Origin of the sequence: Pseudomonas sp. BS-2016 (genome assembly GCF_001806145.1) — a bacterium.
Taxonomy (GTDB): Bacteria; Pseudomonadota; Gammaproteobacteria; order Pseudomonadales; family Pseudomonadaceae; genus Aquipseudomonas; species Aquipseudomonas lundensis.
The window spans coordinates 1-3303 of record NZ_MLCT01000148.1 but is presented as its reverse complement, the minus strand read 5'-3'; the positions used below and the strand labels follow the sequence as shown (position 1 = coordinate 3303).

The window sequence follows — 3303 nt, the reverse complement described above, 5'->3', positions numbered from 1 at the left end:
GTTTTTCGGTGCACCAGCGGCTTGGAACGCGCTATCAGACCCTTTATTAAAGGGTGTTTGAACGCTAAAAGCCTGCTGATCAGTTTTCAGCAGGCTTTTCAGCCCTTGTCGGGTGCTCGTTCTGATCTGCGTGCAACAACGCCGTGTAATCTTGCCCGCCGTAAAACACCCCCACTATTGATACCGTTTTGAAGTCAGGCTTCACCCTGAAAGCAATAATGGTGCTGCGACGATAGTGAGTGATGCGCAAGTCTTTCAGCAGGTCGTCACGGCGCATGCCACGCAAGGGAAACAGGGCAAGGCTTTCACAGTAGCTGACAAGATTGTCGATAAAACGCGCCGCTTCAGGAGGGGAGCCGACATCGCTGATGTAGTCTTCAAGGGCATCGAGTTGCGCCAAGACCTCGGGCGAAAAAACTACCGAGTAGCTCACGCTTCCCCTGTGCCTTTGCGCTGACGTCTGGCGGCCATATGTTCGCGGACCTGTTCTGGCGATAACCCAAGCTCAGGCTTCGCCTCAAGGGCGGTCGCTGCGGGGATGACTTCGGCTCTGAGCCAATCCTCCATGGCGCGATCACGCGCCAGCAACGCCCGCAGGCCGTCGCGAATCACTTCACTTTCGCTGGCATATTCGCCAGCAGCCACCTTGGCTTTGACCAGGGCCGCCATTTCTAGGGGCAGGGTGATGCTCATTTGCTGGGTTGAGCGCATGGGTGTATCCGCCTGGGGTGAGTGGGATTCAATCCTACTCGACCATTGGCGCGATGCAAGAAGCAACTGATCGATGCCGATGCCCGGCGCCTCGTCGTCTATCCAGAAGGGGTAGGTTTCCATGAGTTGCTACGTCTCCAGTTGTGTAGGTCAGGCCGAAAGTATTGACCCGTTTTGGCGATCGCGTTGCCGTAGGTGGCTGATAACCTGCTGATATGTATGACTTCATATGTGTAACAGGATGATCTCGGCAAACCATCTAGGCACACATGGCGTCCCACCGGCTCCCATACGATAATGCTCGCCACCTCGACCACCTTTGGCCTGCCTCCCGTGATCATCAACTTCGACCTCAACGACCTCCAAGCTTTCCGCGCCGTGGTGGACAAGGGCAGTTTTCGTGGCGCTGCCGAGGCCATCCGTATCTCGCAACCGGCCCTCAGTCGGCGTATCGAAAAGCTCGAATCCGCGCTGGATGTAAAGCTGTTCGAACGCACCACGCGACGGGTCAGCCTGACCATGGTCGGGCGTGCATTTTTACCCCAGGTCGAGCGCATGCTCGACGATCTCGACATCGCGCTGATGGGTATCAGCAACGTCGCCTCGACGCGCATGGGTAATGTCACCATCGCCTGCGTGCCGTCTACCGCGTACTACTTCATGCCCCACGTAATCTCCGAGTTCCACAAGCTGTATCCGAAGATTCGCCTGCGGGTGCTGGATGCCAGTGCCGGCGAGGTGTGCAATGCGGTGGCCAGCGGCGAGGCGGACTTTGGCGTGAGTTTCAGCGGTAGCCTGGCCGATGAGGTGGAATTCGAGTTGCTGCTGCAGGAGCGCTACGTGCTGGCCTGCCGGCGTGATCACCCTCTGGCTGGGCGTGACAGCGTGAGCTGGACCGAGGCCTATGAGCATGACTACATCGAGGTGGACAAGACGTCGGGCAACCGCTTCCTGCTCGACCAGGCCTTGCGTGGGGTGCGGGTGAAAAAGCCGAGTATCTGCGAGACGCACCATGTGACCACCATGATCGGGCTGGTGGAGGCGGGGCTGGGCGTAGCGATGGTGCCGTCGATTGCGATGCCGGCGCACACTCACCCGATTCTGGTCAGTGTGCCGCTGGTGGAGCCCCAGGTGCTGCGCAATGTGGGCTTGATCAAGCGCCGCGGGCGGACATTGCCACCGGCGGCGCTGGAGTTGGAGCGTTTGGTGCGGGAGATGCCGTTCCGGTCAGCGTGACACCGAGTCCAGGCCGGTGGATTGCACCTCCTGCTGGGCCTCGGGCGATGCCATGAACTGCAACAGTGCCTTGGCCTGCTCAGGGTGTTTGGCGTTCACTGGAATACCGGCGGCGAAACGGGTAACGGACTGCACGTCTTCCGGGATCTTGCCTACGAACGTCACGCCCTTGACTGGCAACAATTCCGCCACTTGTTGCAAGCCGACCTCGTAATCACCCTTGGCCACCTGTTCGCCCACCGGCACGCGTTGGATCATGGTGCCCTTGGCAGGCATGCCGAGCTTCTTGAACAATTCCTTCTCGACATAAACGCCGCTGGCGCTATCCGAATAGGCCACCGATTTGGCTTGGCTCAACACAGCCTTGAGCTCGGAATCGGTATTGATCGAAGGTTTGGCCGCACCTTCCTTCACCACCAGGCCGATCCGCGAGTCCGCCAGCTCCACGCGGGACGCGGGGTCGACTTTGCCTTGTTTGATCAACTCATCCAGGGCATAGCCGACCATGATCACCACATCGGCCTGTTCGCCACGGGCCAGGCGGTTGGGAATCGCTTCCGGCGCCTTGCCCATGGACGGGCCAAGGATGGTGTCGAGGGTGTCACCGCTTTGCTCGGCGTATTGCGGGCCGAGCAATTTATACGCGGCGGTGAAGCCGCCCGAGGTCATGACCTTGAGTTGTTCGGCCTGGGCTGATAGCGCCAGGGTGCCGAGGACGACAGCAGCGAGGGTCTTGAACAGCGGCTTCATTGCGCAGCCTCCTGCATGACTTGGCCGCGGGTATTGGCGCGGCGATACAACGCCAGGGTCGAACACAATGCACACAGCGCGGCGAAGATCATCCAATACGCAGGTGAAGCCTTGTCTTCGGTGATGTGAATGAACCAGGTGGAGATCGCTGGCGTGAAGCCACCGAACACTGCTGTCGCCAGGCTGTAGGCCAGGGAGAAACCCGCCACACGCACTTCCACCGGCATGATTTCAGTCAACGCCGGGATCATCGCGCCGTTATACATGCCATACAGGAACGAGAACCACAGCAGGGTTTCCAGCATGTGCGCAAAGCTTGGTGCGTTGACCACGTAGGACAATGCCGGATAAGCCGTAAGGACAGTCAGCACCGTCATGGCAATCAGCACGGGTTTACGGCCGAAGCGGTCGCTTAACGTGCCGCCGATCGGCAGCCAGAAAAAGTTCGAGATCGCGACCAGCAAGGTCACCAGCAAGGCGTCCGAGGTGCTCAGGTGCAACACGGTTTTACCGAAAGTCGGCGCGTACACGGTGATCAGGTAGAACGCGGTGGTGGTCATGGCCACCATCAGCATGCCGCCGATGACCACGGTCCAGTTCTTCACC

The 3303-nt window shown here is 59.4% G+C and carries 5 protein-coding genes; 1 reads left to right on the top strand and 4 read right to left on the bottom strand.

The features are described 5' to 3' along the window. Positions 1-79 precede the first annotated feature (79 nt). Together BKD70_RS23175 and BKD70_RS23170 are read right to left on the bottom strand one after the other, a co-directional pair. Positions 80-433: a type II toxin-antitoxin system RelE/ParE family toxin gene (locus BKD70_RS23175; protein ID WP_054917741.1), complete on the bottom strand. Its 354-nt coding sequence runs from the start codon at positions 431-433 to the stop codon at positions 80-82. Next, positions 430-711 carry a type II toxin-antitoxin system ParD family antitoxin gene (locus BKD70_RS23170; protein WP_034127030.1) on the bottom strand — a complete coding sequence of 94 codons (282 nt, stop codon included), beginning with the start codon at positions 709-711 and terminating at the stop codon, positions 430-432. Before BKD70_RS23170 ends, BKD70_RS23175 begins: the two co-directional genes overlap by 4 nt. Before the next feature lie 333 nt (positions 712-1044). On the opposite strand from BKD70_RS23170, the gene BKD70_RS23165 reads away from it, so the two are divergent. Next, on the top strand, positions 1045-1947 hold the full coding sequence (locus tag BKD70_RS23165; RefSeq protein WP_034127031.1) for a LysR family transcriptional regulator: 903 nt from the start codon (positions 1045-1047) through the stop codon (positions 1945-1947). Here BKD70_RS23165 and BKD70_RS23160 read toward each other — a convergent pair. After that, entirely contained in the window at positions 1939-2697 is a 759-nt protein-coding gene (locus BKD70_RS23160) for a substrate-binding domain-containing protein (protein WP_070415480.1), read from the bottom strand. The two genes, BKD70_RS23165 and BKD70_RS23160, sit on opposite strands and share 9 nt — an antisense overlap. Beyond that, positions 2694-3303, bottom strand: a 610-nt coding sequence (locus BKD70_RS23155) for an MFS transporter (RefSeq protein WP_139145818.1), incomplete at its 5' end; no start/stop codon positions are given. The genes BKD70_RS23160 and BKD70_RS23155, both read right to left, overlap by 4 nt.

Excerpts from the sequence above, each read along its gene's own strand:
- BKD70_RS23160 (WP_070415480.1), bottom strand. The coding sequence starts at position 2,697 with ATGAAGCCGCTGTTCAAGACCCTCGCTGCTGTCGTCCTCGGCACCCTG.
- BKD70_RS23170 (WP_034127030.1), bottom strand. The coding sequence starts at position 711 with ATGCGCTCAACCCAGCAAATGAGCATCACCCTGCCCCTAGAAATGGCG.